We start from the raw sequence: 15,623 nt of genomic DNA, 5'->3' as shown, positions 1-15,623 counted from the left end.
CAATGAACTACCAAAAATATACAGCTATGTTAAAGAGTAATAAATTGAGTAGAAACACCTTTGCGGTGAGCTGCCTCGCCCTGATGATGGGACTCATCGGCTGTGATGTGTTAGACACCAAAGAAGATATTTACGACACCGACGAGCAGATAAAAACGAATTACCAAGTGCTCTATGACTTTGGTTATGCTACCTATACGCGTTTGCAAAACCGCTTTGATGCTATCGATGGCAACCTCTTTGCGGCAGTGAGCGACGAGGCAGAATACACGTTCTCGCCTTCCAAAACACAAGTTTTTAACGAAGGTAGCTGGAATAGCACCAATAATCCCGACAATTCGTATGCTTACAACTACGAGGGGATACAGGCAGCCAACTATTTCTTGGAAACTTTTCCTAACTATGCAACCTTCTTAAAGCAGAACCGCGCCCTTCTCACGCAAAACGACATCAACAATTACAATCGCGATGTGAAGAGCATACGGGCTTTGCGCTTTGAAAACCGCGTGTTGCGCGCTTATTTTTACTTTGAACTACTGAAACGCTACGGAGGGGTGCCTCTTGTAAAAACACAGCTTTCGGCTGAAGGCAACACGCATTTACCTCGCAATACAGTAGACGAGGTAGTAAGCTATATCGTCAGTGAGATTGATGCTTCCAAAGATAGCTTAATCACCAATTGGGGAGCAGATTTTGACATTGGCTTAGACGGGCGCATTACCAAAGGGGCTGCTTTAGCGCTCAAATCGCGAGTATTGCTTTATGCTGCAAGTCCGCTGTACAACCCTACTAACGATGTAAACAAGTGGAAAGCGGCTGCCGAAGCGGCTAATGAGCTCCTCAGCTTGAACCTCTACCGTTTGGACAACAGCTACCGCGACCTATTCCTCGGCGACAGAACCGCGAAGAGCACTGAGACGATTTTCGCGATCCGCCAGAGTGCTACCAATGATTTGGAAAGGAAAAACTACCCTATTGGCACCGCTGGAGGTCACAGTGGCATCACCCCCTCACACAATTTGGTGAGTGCTTACGAGTACAAAGGTACGCCCGACCCTAATGATATCTATGCCAACCGCGACCCTCGACTTGGTTATACGATAGTAACCAATAACAGCCAGTGGAACGGACGCACGATAGCAACTTATGCAGGAGGTACTGACGACTACAACGCTAAGAACGCTTCGCGCACAGGCTACTACCTCAAAAAGTTCTTGAACGACCACCTCGATTTGGTGCAGGACGAGAAGAAACTCCGCTCTTGGGTGGTGTTCCGTTTAGCCGAAATATACCTCAACTATGCCGAGGCGATGAACGAAGCCTACGGACCTGATGCAAACAACGGTTATGCGCTCACTGCCAAAGAGGCTATCAACCTGGTGAGAGGCAGAACGGGCGTGGAAATGCCTGCTATTACCACCTCGTCTAAAGAGGAGTTCAGAGAAAAGGTAAAACACGAACGCCGTATTGAGCTCGCTTTTGAAGAACACCGCTATTGGGATTTGCGCCGCTGGAAAGACGCTGCTACCGTGCTCAGTCAGCCACTCACAGGCGTACAAGCTACTAAAAACGGCAACAGCTTTAGCTATCAAGTAAAAGAGGTGGAAAAACGCACTTTTGCTGAAAAGATGTACTTTTACCCTATCCCTCATAGCGAAATCAATAAATCTAACGGAATTGTAAAACAAAACCCTGGTTGGTGATATGAAAACAAAAAACATTACCCTATTGCTACTCTTGTTCGTAGCCTTCATCGCTTGTAAAAAAGACGATGTGTTTGACGACCCTGGCATCAACAATATTTATATGCCACAAGCCTCCTTGAACAACGGAGGGAATGAATACAATGTGCCCTTTGGCGGAAACTCCGAGAACTACACTTTTGACGAGACTACCAAACAACTGAAAATCGTACTCGGTGTGAAAAACTCGGGTCGCGCTACCGATGGCTTTGCCGTGAAAGTAAAAGTGGATGCTCAAGCTACTAATGCTTATGTAGAAGCGCACAAAGCCGATGAGCAAAAACCCACCGTCCTGCTTCCTGAAGGAACTTATAAACTACCTGAAAACGTAACCGTTGCCTCTGGTAAGAGTGAAGAATCGTTTTACTTGGACGTAGATATGCAAAAGCTCCTCGCCGACCACCCCGATTATTACAAAAATCGCATTGCGTTGGCGGTAAGCATCTACGGCAATGAGAGAATTTTGCCAAACAAAGCAACTACCATAGTCATAATTGACGGAGCGAAATTCTTGCCTACCCCTCCTGAACCTCCTAAACCTACTGTGGAGAATTTGGTGAAGAAAGATGCTTGGCAAATTGTAAAACAAGGCATTGACGGTAAAATCACTGCCGATGCTAAGATTAGTATCGTTGATGGCAATATCCAATATTCCTCTGGTAAAGTGGGCGGTAAGTTCAACCACGTGATTTACCAACCTGTAAATGTTGAAAAAGGACAGACTTACACTTACGATATGCACGTGGAAATCAAAGGACAAGCGTGGGGCTGGATACAAGTGTACGTGAGTGAGCAAGCGCCTGAAGAAGGCAAAGACTTTGGCGATGGCAAAGTGTTAGAACTTCAAAACAACATCACCTCCCCTATGAGTGGTTCGTTTGCAGAACTTTCGGCTATCCAAGACCAAAAAACTTACACCGCTGGCAAAACTGGTACGCTCTACTTTGTGATAAAAATAGGTAGCTGGGATAATAACTTTGAGGATTTAGTGCTCTCTGATATCGTATTCAAGAAGGACGACACCCCTCAGCCTCCTAAACCCCAAGTAGAGACCACCCTTAAGAAAGACGCTTGGAAAATACTCTTACAAGGTATCAATGGCGGACTTTCAGAAAAAGCGGATATCACCATTACCGATGGCAATATTCACTACACTTCGGGCACCGAAGGCAAGATGTTCAACCACGTGATTTATCAGCCGATAGATGTGGTAGGGGGTGAAACCTATACTTACGATATGACCCTCAGCGCCAAAGGTAAAGCGTGGGGTTGGATACAAGTGTACATCAGTCAGTGGGCGCCTGAAGAAGGCAAAGACTTTAACGACGGTAAAGTGTTTGACCTATCGGGAGAAATTAAGACGCCTAAGAGCGGACTAATGTCGGAATTGGCTACAGGTGAAAAGACTTACACCGCTACCAAAACCGGCAAGCTGTACTTTGTGATAAAGATAGGCAGCTGGGATAATAACTACGAAGATTTGACACTATCGGATATCTTTATTAAAAAAGCACCTTAATAATACGTATTAAATAAACAAATTAAAAACATATGAAAAACGCAACAACCTTTAGTTTTATTACAATGCTATTGTGCGGGCTTATAGCCTGTGACAAATCAGGAGGCGATGCCCCTATTGATGATAATCCTATGCCCGAAACCCCTACTGAATGGGTGTTAGACTTTGAAGATAATTTCGAGGGCAACGCCTTGAACACGGATAATTGGGCTGTGTACGACAATGAGTACCTCGAAAAAGAAGGTAAGCTCAAACCCGAAAACACGCGTCGTACGTATGCAGTGGAAGTGAAAGACGGCTTCTTGAACTGTCTTATTGACAAAGACCCTAAACGCGAAGGGTTCTTTATGACTGGAGGTCTCGCCCATAAAAAGAACTACCAATACGGCAAATTTGAGTTCAGAATACGAATGGACGAAGACCCCGATAAAGCTTCGAGTGGGTTAGGACTTACTTGGCCTGAGAGTGAAAAATGGCCTGACGATGGTGAAAACGACATCTATGAAACAAATCACGAGGACAATGTATGGAATACCTATATCCACTATGCTGTGTCTGGTAGTGACCGGCAGTACCAACAGACCTTCCGTTACAACAAGAGCGATTGGCATATTGTAGCAATGGAATGGGCTCCTGAGTATATAAAGATTTATATCGACGGCAAATTAGAATGGACACTGAAAGACCCAGTGGCTATAGCTAAAGCCCCCCACCATTTATGTTTCCAAACTGAAAAAAACATTGACAAACCTTTTACCAAACAACTCAAACTACAAGTAGACTGGGCTAAGGTATACAAATATGTACCTAAAAAGTAAATGAGATATCCATACAAGTTTCTTCCCTTTCTCATCGGTATGCTCCTATGGCTTGCTCACCCTATTTATGGGCAAGCCATAAGGGAGCATATATTATTAGATAACGGTTGGAAATTCACTTTAGGGCACGCTACAGACCCTTTTAAGGATTTGTATTACCGCGTGTATAACGATTTTTCCAAAGCTCTTTCTAAAGGCATAAACTTTTCGAGCATAGACTACGACGATAGCTCTTGGCAAAGTGTAGACCTCCCTCACGATTGGGCAGTAACACTTCCGTTTAGTGAAAAAGGCGACTGGTCACACGGGTATAAGACCTTAGGCAATGCCTTCCCTGAGAAAAGCATCGGGTGGTACCGAAAAACCTTTGAACTGAGTGAGGCACAACAAGGCAAACGGGTAAGTCTGCAGTTTGACGGTATTTTTAGAGATAGTCATTGTTGGGTGAATGGTATCTATGTGGGGCATCATCTCAGCGGTTATACAGGAGTAACTTACGATATTACTGACTTAGTATATTTCGGTAAGCCCAATGTGATTACCGTAAGAGTAGATGCTACCCAAAACGAAGGTTGGTTTTACGAAGGGGCAGGTATCTATCGGCACGTGTGGTTAAACACTTACAATCCTATACATTCTTCCCCTTCCGATGTGTTTGTATACACTAAATCTATAGGCAAACAAGCCCAAATGCACGCTGAAACTACCGTGTATAATCAGGGGAGAGAAAACAGTAATTTTACTGTGGAATGGACAGTTCTCAACCGTGAGAAGAAAGTGGTAGCTACTCAGAGTTCTAACAATACTACTTTTATCCCTAACGAAAAAATCACCCTAAAGAACGAAATCACTATCCCTAACCCACAGCTTTGGGATACTGAGCGACCTTACCTCTACACTTTGGTCACTAAAATCATTGCTGACGGAAAGACCGTAGACCTCATTCACACACGTTTTGGGGTACGTACTTTCAGTTATCAACCCGACGGCTTTTACCTCAACAACAAAAAAATGAAAATAAAAGGCGTGTGTGTGCACCAAGACCACGCTGGCGTTGGCACGGCGCTGTTAAACGAATTGCAATATTACCGCGTGGGCTTACTCAAAGCAATGGGTGCTAATGCCTACCGCACTGCACACAACCCTCCTACCCCCGAACTACTGCAAGCCTGCGACAGCTTAGGATTATTAGTGATGGACGAAACCCGATTGCTAAACAGCGGAAAGGAGTATCGCCAGCAGTTTGAAGACCTCATCAAGCGTGACCGCAATCACGCCAGCGTGTTTATGTGGTGTATCGGGAATGAGGAGGAAAAAATACAGAGCAACGATACGGGGGAACGCATTGCGGGTACTTTAGTGAGTTTGCAACAGTATTTAGACCCTTCGCGCGTGAGTACTTATGGCGCCAACGTAGGCAATGAGAGCGAAGGAGTAAGTGCAGTAATCCCCGTAAGGGGTTTTAATTACAACCTTTACGGACTTACTGACTACGAGAAAGCACACCCCGACCAACCTATTATAGGCACTGAAGTTGCCAGTACGGTGAGCACTCGCGGGGTGTATCTGCCCGAAGTAGTGCTTGAGAAAGCCGGTGGTTACAGCGGTCACTTTGTAGCCGACACCTTGCGTGCTTACTTGCTTGACCAAGACAAGAGTTACCCCAGTTGGGCTTCGCAAGCAGTGCAATGGTACAGTGCCACAGCCAATGACCCTCGCTTTATGGGAGGTTTTGTTTGGACGGGCTTTGACTATCGCGGTGAGCCCACTCCTTTTGCGTGGCCTAATATCAGTTCGCATTTTGGGATAATGGACGTGTGTGGCTTTCCTAAGAACGTGTATTACTACTACAAAGCCCAGTGGAGCGAAACGCCCGTGGTACATATTGCCCCGCATTGGAATCTGAACTTGACAAAAGGGACTCCCGTAAAAGTTTGGGTATATAGCAATGCTGAAGAGGTGGAACTTTTCTTAAACGGAAAAACACTCGGCAAACAAAAAACACCTGCCTTCGGACATCTACATTGGGAAGTGCCCTACCAAAAAGGTACGCTCAAAGCGGTAGGACTCAAGAACGGAAAGCGCATCACTGCCGAAGTAACAACTACCGAAAAGCCTTTTGCTATTGTGCTCACTCCTCATAAAACGCAGCTAAAAGCTGGTAAACAAGACGCTGTAGTGGTGAATGTGAGCGTAGTGGATAAAAAAGGACGTGAAGTGCCCGATGCTCAAAACCTCATTCGCTTTAGCCTTACTGGAGATGCCATTATAGCAGGCGTAGGTAATGGCGACCCGAGTTCGCACGAGCAAGATGTTTTTGCCGAAGGAAACCGTGCTGAGCGCAAGCTCTTCAATGGCAAATGCTAAGTGATTATTCGCTCGAGTGAAAAAGGAGGAAAGGTGCAACTGCGTGCCACTGCTGAGGGAGTGAAAGAGGCGACGGTGAGAATGAATTAAGACGGAGCTTAATACCACAATGCCAATAATACCAATTACTGAAGGTAAAAGATAAAAAGGTAAAAGCTAAAAACTATACTGATAATACGCGAAGATTTGATAAAAATCGGGTGAGTAGGAAAGAGGTCTTGAAAAAAGAATGTTATTAGTGAGTGAGAAAACAACGTCTTATAACAAGTAAAAACGGTAAAAGACTTGTTGTATTGGTAAATCTTTTATATTTTTGTGGTGTGAATAGGAGATTTTTCAGACAGAAAAATATACTGTGGGTATAGGTACCTTATACGAACCTTATACGAATCTTGGACGAACCTTATAGGATAGAAGTCCCTTTTTTGGGAGGGGGCACTCTGTGAAATGAGAATTTTGTAAAAATTTTTTCTAGGTAACAAGCAAGAGAGGTAGAAAAAAAAGGTATTTCAGAGGTTTGTAACTCAAACGGATTTTATATAGATTGCGAATAAATTAAAGGCGAATTGCAATTCGCCCCTACAACATACCCAAATAAAAGAGTGATTGCCAAGGTAATCAACTTTGACAAAGGTTGGAACTTTGCGAAAGTTCACGACGCAAAAATTCGCAAAATTAATTCTGATTGACTATAAAAAATAATTGTTATATATGAAGACAAATGTATTTTTAGCAGTGCTGTTATTGGTGATAACAGCTTGCGGTTGTTCTAAAACAGAGGATAAGGAAACTACATTTCCTGATGCTGTATTGGTTAAGAGTTTTGTGACTGTAACGAATACTTCTGACCATAGTTTTGTGAATTTTGCACTTACCTCAGATGGCTATCGCATAGTGCAAAATAAGGAAGCCTTACAAGCGCTCTTCCGGAATACTGACCTTAGTAGCATAAAGGAATTTAAGGACATTGACTTTGCTACACAGACGCTTATCATAGGGAGAAAGAGCCTTACTGAAATTACTGATGCGAAATGCAAATTCAGCAAGAAGGGTGATAATAGTTATGTGCTTACAATAGACCTCAGCACACCACAGCTATTGGAACCTGCGGTATTATATTACGGTGCAATAGTACAAAAACTACCTAATAGCGCTACAGTAAGCGTAGAAGTATTGCCTTTTGAGCCTAATAAAGATTTATAAGGTGCGAGCCGCACAGGCAGTCGTAGCACGACAGGCAAGGAATTTTGTAGAGGAGTTGGACGGGGAGGGTCGGATAAATCTGATAGGTAGGAGAGAGTCTGAAAAACCTCCCCCTAATACACATACTCAGCTACGCCAGCTCGCTGACTACCTCCAAAGGGGGAGTTAGTGACGGAAAAGCAACAATGGACTGTTAATCAGTAGTAAATATTTTTAACTCTTGATTCATATTAATATGATAGAAAGAATGAATATAAACCTACGTAAAATACTAAAAAACGTTTTGCTTTTAGCACTTTGCTTGAGCTGTGCTTTGGGTTGGGCACAAGCAAAGATAACAGTAAGTAAGACCCACCCGCGCTATTTTGAGAAAAACGGTGCGGTGTGGATTCCTATTGCGACCAACTACCTACCCTCACATAATTTTGAAGAGGTAGAAAAGTACTTTAAACACTTTGCTGAGAACAGCGGAAACGCAATGCGCATTTGGATAAGCACTGAGTTCTTAGAAATAGAAGAGCAAAAGGAAGGCAAATATAACCCCGAAAAGTTAGCGCGTATTGAGCACTTATTGCAGTTGGCAGAGCAATATCACATCTATCTAAAATTTACTTTGCATCACTTGCGCACCATTGCTGATACTATAGCGCCTGAGGCGTCGTGGGCTAACAGTCGGGCATTAGCGAGTCGTTTTAAAAACGTAAATGAGTACGTAAGCACAAAAAAAGGCAGGCTGTCTTACCTAAAGCGTTTCAGAGCGCTTGCCGAAAAGTGCCGAAACCACCCTTACGTATATGGCTGGGAGCTGTGGAACGAGATGGACGCAGTAGTACCTGAAGCGGAATGGTTGTCTTTCACTGAGGAGATGCTCGGCAAGGTGAAAAAGGAGTGCCCACAGCAGTTGGTGAGTCAATCCTTAGGCAGTATGCATTCTGCTTATATGGAGACAATCTATCAAAAGATAGCGGAGCTACCTCAGAACGAGTTTTTGAGTATTCACCGTTATGTAGACGAAGGTAACAAATGGCAACAATACCCTGTTGTAAAGGGTGCGGTGGACAGATTAGTGAGCAATGCAGTGGCTGTTGGGCTTGAGATGACTAAAGGACAGCCAAAGCCTGTGGTCATTAATGAGATAGGAGCAGTAGAGCCCAACCACGCGGGACCTTCGGCACTTTACCCTAAGGATAAAGAAGGTGTCTTGCTACACGACTTTATCTTTGCGCCTTTCTTTTGTGGGAGTGCAGGTTCGGGTACTACGTGGCATTGGGATCATTATATAGAGCCTAATGGACTGTGGTACCACTTCGGTCGTTTTAAAAAAGCGATAGAGGGCATCGACCCTATAAAGGAGCAAATGCAACCCATTTCGTTTACCATAGAAAATGTAATTTGTTATGGCTTACAAGGAAAAACTAAAACGATTTTATGGTGCAGAGATAGTGCCAACAACTGGAAAACAGAGCTCCGAGAGGGGCGTAATGCTAAAATGAAACGTGATTTTGAAATACCACTTAACGTTATCAACACAAAATATACGCATTACAGTGTATACGACCCTTGGACGGATAATTGGGAACGACATATGCCTATGTATGACGGAAAGGCATTGATTCCAGCCTTCAAACGTTCGATAGTAGTGGTATTAGAAAACCCATAGCATCTTCCTGTCTTCTTTCCTTAGTTTTCTCATTGCCCTGATGGATGAGCAAAGGGCAAGACTATAAAAACAAAGCAATATGTAATTCTCATTTCAAGGGAAGAGTACAGGCGGGAAGGTGTTTTTTTTTAGAAAACCAAAATATCAATGAGATATAGCAAGTATATTTTTAAGCTCTTTATAGCATTACTTGTTGTGAGCTGTAGCGCGCCTGCTATACTAAAGTCTAACCGTGAAGCAATCGGAGAAAGGTCTTTCAGTGGTGACAAACGTATAGAGCAACGAGTGGATTCAGTATTACAGCTGATGACTCTTGAAGAGAAGATAGGACAAATGACACAATTCTCAGCGGACTGGTCGGTTACAGGACCTGTAATGGCTGATAAATACCAGCCTTACCTTGAGAAAGGCTTAGTAGGGAGTATTTTTAATGCTACCTCGGTATCGGGTATACGCCAATTGCAAAAGATAGCGGTAGAGCAAACGCGCCTAAAAATTCCTATTCTCTTTGGTCAAGATGTGATACACGGCTACAAAACGATTTTCCCTATTCCGTTAGCTGAGTCTTGCTCGTGGGATTTAGCACTGATGCGCAAAACAGCTGAACTCGCTGCCCGAGAAGCCAGTGCTGATGGCATCAACTGGACGTTTGCCCCTATGGTAGATATCACGCGTGATGCGCGTTGGGGACGCGTAATGGAAGGTGCGGGTGAAGACCCTTATTTAGGAAGCCTAATTGCCGAAGCACGCGTAAAAGGGTTTCAAGGAGGCGACAATTGGCAGACTTTGAGTAGCCCCCACACGCTTTTAGCTTGTGGCAAACACTTTGCCGGTTATGGTGCTGCCGAATCGGGGAAGGATTACAACACTGCCGAACTCTCACTGCACACCTTGCGCAATGTGTATTTACCACCTTACGAAGCGACCCTAAAATCCGGTGTAGGTAGTGTGATGGCTTCTTTGAACGAGATAAACGGTGTGCCTGCTACCGCTGATAAATGGTTACTCACTGAGGTGCTTCGCAAAGAATGGGGCTTTAAAGGATTGTTAGTGAGCGATTACACAGGTATTAACGAGCTGGTGCGACACGGGGTAGCTAAAGACGACAAGCAAGCTGCTTACCTCTCAGCTAATGCGGGAATAGAAATGGATATGAACGGGGCTACTTTTATTAAATACCTCAATGCCTTAGTGAAAGAAGGCAAAGTAAGTGAAGCGCAAATTGACAAAGCAGTAAAGCATATCTTGGAAATGAAGTTCCTTTTAGGTCTCTTTGATGACCCTTACCGGTACTTAGATGAAGAGCGCGCGAAAACAAATACTTTTACTGAAGAATATCTGAAAGTAGCACGACAAGCGGTCGCCTCTTCAGTAGTGTTGTTGAAAAATGAAGCTGTATTGCCTATCCAAAAGAATAGTGCTAAAACAATTGCTCTAATAGGACCTATGATGAATAACACCAGCGATATCAACGGGAGTTGGACGTGTTTAGGCGACGGCAAACAAAGTATTAGCGTTCTCACAGGTCTCACCCAGAAATACAAGGGCACGAACGTAAAACTTCTGTATGCCGAAGGAAGTGGTTTTACAACTATTTCAGCTGAACAGCTAAGTGAGGCGGTAGCTATTGCCCGCAAAGCGGATGTGATATTAGTAGCAGTAGGTGAACAGAGCAATTGGGCAGGAGAATCGGCGGTGCGCACCGATATTCGTTTGCCGAAAGCACAACGCCAATTATTAGAAGCGTTGAAAGCTACTAACAAACCAATAGGCATTATCACTTTTAGTGGTCGCCCTTTAGACCTTTCGTGGGAAAACGAGAATATACAAGCTATCTTGCAAGCGTGGTTCCCTGGCACACAAGGAGGCAATGGCATCGCCGACGTAATAGCAGGTGATGTAAACCCTTCAGGACGATTGACAATGTCATTCCCTCGCAATGTAGGACAACTGCCTATTTACTACAACTACAAGAACACAGGGAGACCTGTCTATCTCGAAAATGAGGAAGTAGACCATCGCCCTCATTACAACGTTGGTTATTTGGATAGTTCTATCACTCCGCTATATCCTTTTGGGTATGGGCTCAGTTATACTACCTTTGCTATCAATAACATTCAGCTGAGTAAAACAAGCATTAAGCGCTATGGCGATAGCATTACAGTGAATGTGATTGTGCAGAACACTGGCAACAGAGCAGGCGAGGTGGTGGTGCAACTCTATACCCGACAGTTGGTGGCGAGCGTAACCCGCCCTGTAAAGGAATTGAAAGGATTCCAGAAAATAGCTCTCAAAGCTGGTGAAAGTAAACAAATTTGTTTTGAAGTGACTTCTGAAGCGCTTGCTTTTTACGGTATCAATGGGAAGAAGGACACTGAACCCAGCGAGTGCTTACTGTGGGTGAGCTTCAATGCAGCTGATAATACCCACGAACAACATTTTACGATAGACGAATAACAAACCATAAAATAGTAAACGATTATGAGAATACAACGTACCTTATTCTTATCAGTACTTGCCTTAGCAAGTAGCCTTAGCTTAGCACAAACCCCCAATTGGGAGAACTTAGCGGTGAGTAGCGTCAATACTGAGCCCAGCCATAGTCATTATGAGCCTGCTGGCAAACTGCTCCTCAACGGTCAATGGCAGTTTGCGTACTTCAAGCACCCTTCACAAGTGCCCACCGATTTCTTTCTCGGTAAAGGCATTGCCAAGTGGGACGCTATCAAAGTGCCTTCGAACTGGCAATTGCAAAGTACAAAGTATGACCCTCCGGTGTTTACCAATATCAAATACCCGTTTGAGATGAACCCGCCCTATACCCCTAAGGACTACAACCCTACGGGCGTGTACAAAACGCAGCTCACGGTGCCTAACAAGTGGCAAGGACAGCAGGTGTTTCTTCACTTTGCGGGAGTGCAATCGGCGATGGAATTGTTTATCAACGGCAAGCAAGTGGGCTATCACGAAGATGCGATGTTGCCTGCCGAGTTCAACATTACGCCTTATCTAAAAAAAGGCAAGAACGAAATGTACGTAAAAGTCTTGAACTGGTCGGATGGGAGTTATATAGAAGACCAAGACTTTTGGCGACTCAGCGGTATTTATCGCGATGTGTACCTCTTTGCTACCCCTGAGGTGCGTATGCGCGACTTTACAGTGTATCCTGAATTAGACGCGCAATACGGCGATGCGACCTTACAAGTGGAAGTGGAAGTGCAAAACTTAGGCAATAAAGCGAGTGAAGCCCTTGTAGTACAAACCATTCTTAAAGACAACAAAGGGGAAGTGATAGGTACTGAGAAAGCACCTATCAGTACAGTAAATAGCAAAGACAAGTCAATAGTAAAGACACAAATAGACGTAAAGAACCCTTTGAAATGGACAGCCGAAACGCCTAATCTCTACAAGGTAGAACTGAGTTTGCTTACTGCCAAAGGCAAAGTACTACAATCGTTTACACAGAATGTGGGCTTTAGGAAAGTAGAGCTTAAAAACGGATTGCTATTGGTAAACGGTAAGCCTGTAAAGTTTAAAGGGGTAAACCGCCACGAGTTCGACCCTTATAACGGTCGTACGATCACCCGCCAATCGATGATTGACGATATTATCCTAATGAAAACCCACAACATCAATGCGGTGCGTACCTCTCATTACCCCAATCAGCCTGAGTGGTATACCCTCTGCGACGAATATGGCTTATACGTGGTAGACGAAGCCAACATCGAAAGCCACGGATTGTGGGAAAGTGGCTACTACATAGGCGAACGACCCGAATGGAAAAAGGATATCGTGGAACGCAATGTGAATATGGTAGCCCGCGACAAGAACCACCCTTGTATCATCTATTGGTCGATGGGGAATGAATCAGGTTGGGGAGTGAACTTTGATGCGGCTTATGAGGCTATCAAAGCACTCGACCCTCAAAAGCGTCCTGTGCATTACGAGTCCAAGAACCCTGCTTATGCAGGTGTGCTCTCGCATTACGATATCATCTCGAATATGTACACGGAACTCAATCACCTCAATAATCTTTTTACCGAAGACCCCAAACGCCCTGTGATTATCTGTGAGTACGCTCACTCTATGGGGAACAGCTTGGGCAACTTCCGCAAGTATTGGGATTTATTCGCTACCAACGAGCGTTACCAAGGCGGTTTTACCTGGGATTGGAAAGACCAAGCCTTGCGCTGTAAAGATAAAAACGGCAAAGAGTATTGGAACATTATCAACCATATTGATAGAGCAAACGTGAACGACGGTTTGGTAAATGCTACAGGCATTGCGCAACCCGAAATGCACGAACTCAAGAAAGTGTATCAGGAGTTCAATGTGAAAGCGATTGACATCAATACGGGATTGGTAGCGATTCGCAATAGTAACTATTTCGTCAATAGCGACGAGGTGTATTTGCAATGGGAACTCATTGAGAATGGCAAACCTAGCGCTAAAGGGGTACTTGATAAGTTAAATATCGCTCCTCAAAGTGAGAGAGTTCTTGAAATTCCTTTTGACAAACAACTCGTGAAAAACGGCAAGGAGTACTTTATGAATTTCCGTTTTAAAAACAAAAAAGCTACTGCTTGGGCATCGAAAGATTTTGAAGTTGCCAAAGAACAAATCGCTTTTCCTAACCGTTTTGTGAGGGAAATCGCTCAACCTTCGGATAAGAAACTTACTTTTAGCGAAGAGCCAATGGGTATTACCGTAAAAGGTGAACACTTTACAGCGGTTTTCAGCAAAAAAACAGGCGGTTTAAGTCAGTTAGTTTACAAAGGTAAAAACTTGCTTTCCGAAGCTTTAACACCTTCTTTTTGGCGTGTGCCCACCGATAACGACGAGGGAGGTTTTGAAAACTCTTACGCCTCAGCGTGGCGCAAAGCAGGACTCAAAGAGGCGACGGTAATGCCTACTGAAATGAAAGCTACCCCTATAGAAACTACCCAAGTGCGCATAACCGCCAATAACCGCATTGAAACTAAAGCAGGTGCTATTATCCAGCGCATTACCTATCTCATCAATGGCGAGGGACGTATGGATATTTCTACTGATTTTGAAGTGCCTGCCTCATTGCCTCCTTTGGCAAGAGTGGGAATACTCCTCACACTCGATAAGAGTTTTAACAAAGTGGAATGGTATGGCAAAGGTCCTTATGAAAGCTATGCTGATAGAAAAGAATCGGCGTTTGTGGGCATTCACAGCAGTGCGGTGAGCGATATGTATTTTCCTTACGTAATGCCTTCAGAGAACGGCAACCGCACCGATACGCGTTGGCTCAAACTCCTTTCAGGCAGTACCGAATTGCTTGTCAGTGCGCCTGCGCTTTTTAATTTCAATGTGCAAAACTATTCGGATGACGCACTCAACCAATCCAAAGAGAGCCAAGAGCTACAACGCGACAACCATACTTATTTGCACATCGATGAGGCGCAAATGGGGGTAGGTGGTGACGACAGCTGGTCGCCTCGCGTACATAAAGAGTTCTTACTCAACCAACCGTATTACCATTACGAGTTTAGTATAAAGGTTGGTGGAAAATGAGGAGGCCTTAGGCCTTAGGCACTAGGGGATAACATCCCCCCTACCCCCCTTCAAAAGGGGAGTGTAGGGACGGAAAAGAGAAATTAGCAAATGGGAGAGTTGAGGAGTTCAGAAGGAAACGGAAAAGTTCGGAAGATGGTTAAGAGGGATTTTGGTAAAAAAAGGCTGTAAGGAGGGTATGGTTAGCTTATACAAAGCTTATAGGAAGCTTATACGAATCTTGGACGATTGTTATACAAAGGGTGTATAAGTGATTGATTCATACCATAATACAATAATGCCAATAATGCTGAAAATAGGGTTTCGAGTCGAAAGAAAGAGGAAGATGTGATAGGCCTTAGGCCATAGGCAATAGGAGAAAATGGACGAGGAACGAGGGGCAAAGGACGAAGAGAACATCCCCCCTGCCCCCCTCAAGGGGGGAAATGTAGCAACAGAAAAAGGGGATAACATCCCCCTAGCCCCCTTCAAAGGGGGAAATGCGATGCAAAAGTGATAAAACCTCCCCCTAGCCCCCTCAGAGAGGGGGAGTGTAGAGACGGAAAAGCGACAGGAAAAGGTGGAATAACATCCCCCTAGCCCCCCTCAAGGGGGGAATTAGTGACGGGAAAGCGACGGGAAAAAAGGGGAGATGTAGGGAGGAAAAAAGGGGATAACATTGTCATATCCTGAAATAGGTTTACACAAAAAACAGGAAAAAATATGACAGAGCGGAGAAAAGTAATAGTTCGGTACAGTGATTGCTTTAAGTTGAGTATCGTAGAAGAAATTGA

At 44.3% G+C, this 15,623-nt stretch carries 8 protein-coding genes; all 8 read left to right on the top strand.

Going from position 1 to position 15,623, the window contains the following annotated elements:
* Positions 1-2 precede the first annotated feature (2 nt).
* A complete protein-coding gene (locus RCZ04_RS01105; RefSeq protein WP_460484089.1) occupies positions 3-1,703 on the top strand; it encodes a RagB/SusD family nutrient uptake outer membrane protein in 1,701 nt (566 codons plus the stop codon).
* Position 1,704: 1 nt separating this feature from the next.
* A complete protein-coding gene (locus RCZ04_RS01100; protein ID WP_460484088.1) occupies positions 1,705-3,261 on the top strand; it encodes a DUF1735 domain-containing protein in 1,557 nt (518 codons plus the stop codon).
* Positions 3,262-3,293: 32 nt separating this feature from the next.
* The gene (locus tag RCZ04_RS01095) at positions 3,294-4,079 is read left to right on the top strand and encodes a glycoside hydrolase family 16 protein (protein ID WP_460484087.1); all 786 of its coding nucleotides are present in this window, start codon (positions 3,294-3,296) and stop codon (positions 4,077-4,079) included.
* A complete protein-coding gene (gene galA, locus RCZ04_RS01090; protein ID WP_460484086.1) occupies positions 4,080-6,446 on the top strand; it encodes a beta-galactosidase GalA in 2,367 nt (788 codons plus the stop codon).
* Positions 6,447-7,157: 711 nt separating this feature from the next.
* Positions 7,158-7,649 (top strand): hypothetical protein, encoded by a 492-nt coding sequence (locus tag RCZ04_RS01085; RefSeq protein WP_460484085.1) that lies wholly within the window; start codon positions 7,158-7,160, stop codon positions 7,647-7,649.
* A 247-nt stretch (positions 7,650-7,896) separates the two neighbouring features.
* The gene (locus RCZ04_RS01080; protein WP_460484084.1) at positions 7,897-9,309 is read left to right on the top strand and encodes a cellulase family glycosylhydrolase; all 1,413 of its coding nucleotides are present in this window, start codon (positions 7,897-7,899) and stop codon (positions 9,307-9,309) included.
* A gap of 147 nt (positions 9,310-9,456) precedes the next feature.
* On the top strand, positions 9,457-11,766 hold the full coding sequence (locus RCZ04_RS01075; RefSeq protein WP_460484083.1) for a glycoside hydrolase family 3 N-terminal domain-containing protein: 2,310 nt from the start codon (positions 9,457-9,459) through the stop codon (positions 11,764-11,766).
* A gap of 24 nt (positions 11,767-11,790) precedes the next feature.
* Positions 11,791-14,850 carry a beta-galactosidase, LacZ type gene (lacZ, locus tag RCZ04_RS01070; RefSeq protein WP_460484082.1) on the top strand — a complete coding sequence of 1,020 codons (3,060 nt, stop codon included), beginning with the start codon at positions 11,791-11,793 and terminating at the stop codon, positions 14,848-14,850.
* Positions 14,851-15,623: the final 773 nt, after the last annotated feature.

The organism is Capnocytophaga sp. HP1101 (genome assembly GCF_054772415.1).
This window is presented reverse-complemented; position numbering and strand designations above follow the sequence as displayed.